The organism is Rhodovarius lipocyclicus, assembly GCF_009900765.1.
In the GTDB taxonomy this organism is placed as follows: domain Bacteria; phylum Pseudomonadota; class Alphaproteobacteria; order Acetobacterales; family Acetobacteraceae; genus Rhodovarius; species Rhodovarius lipocyclicus.
Genome location: NZ_JAAABL010000095.1, coordinates 1 through 714 on the forward strand (window position 1 = coordinate 1; position 714 = coordinate 714).

The 714-nt window shown below is 62.2% G+C and carries 1 protein-coding gene; it reads left to right on the forward strand.

Features of this window, described 5'->3' with window-relative positions; all coding sequences use genetic code 11:
* The first annotated feature begins 33 nt into the window (after positions 1-33).
* Entirely contained in the window at positions 34-714 is a 681-nt protein-coding gene (locus GT007_RS22085) for an IS1595 family transposase (protein WP_160123826.1), read from the forward strand.

A 714-nucleotide genomic window follows, 5' to 3' on the forward strand; every position in this document is an offset into this window, starting at 1 on the left:
ACTAGCACGAGCGTCTGAAAGGTCGCTAATGCTATGAAAAGACTTGTGAACCGGTACGTCAAAAGTTCCAAACTTTCCGAGCCCCAGTTCCGGCTGTTCGCCAAGCTGTTCGCGGCCGATCTCACCGCCACCCAGATCGCCGCCGTCAGTGGTTTGAACCGCAACACCGTGAACCGGCTGGCGCGCCTTCTGCGCGAACGGATGGCCGCCTGGTGTGCCGCACAGCGTCCACTCCTGGGCATCGTCGAGGCAGACGAAAGCTACTTCGGCCCTCGCCGCGTCAAAGGCCTGGCCGGGCGGGGCGCTGGACGCAAAACCATCGTCTTCGGCATCTTCGAACGGGGCGGCATCGTCTATTGCGAGATCGTGCCTGACGTCTCCAAAGCCTCGCTGCAACAGGTTATTCGCGGGCGCGTCGCACCAGAGACGCTCATCAACACCGATCGGTGGCGCAGCTACAACGGCCTGGTCGAGCTGGGCTATGGCCACAAGCGCATCGACCATGGGCGCTCGGAATTCGCCAGGGGCGCGCTCCACATCAACGGCATCGAGGCCTTCTGGGGATACGCCAAAACCCGCCTCGCTCGCTTCCGGGGGCTCAGCCGCGCCACCTTCCACTTGCACCTCAAGGAGTGCGAGTTCAGGTACAACAACAGAGCCAGGAACCTTACTCGCCTCCTGCTCAAACTCTGCCGGGATAACCCGCTCTCCTAG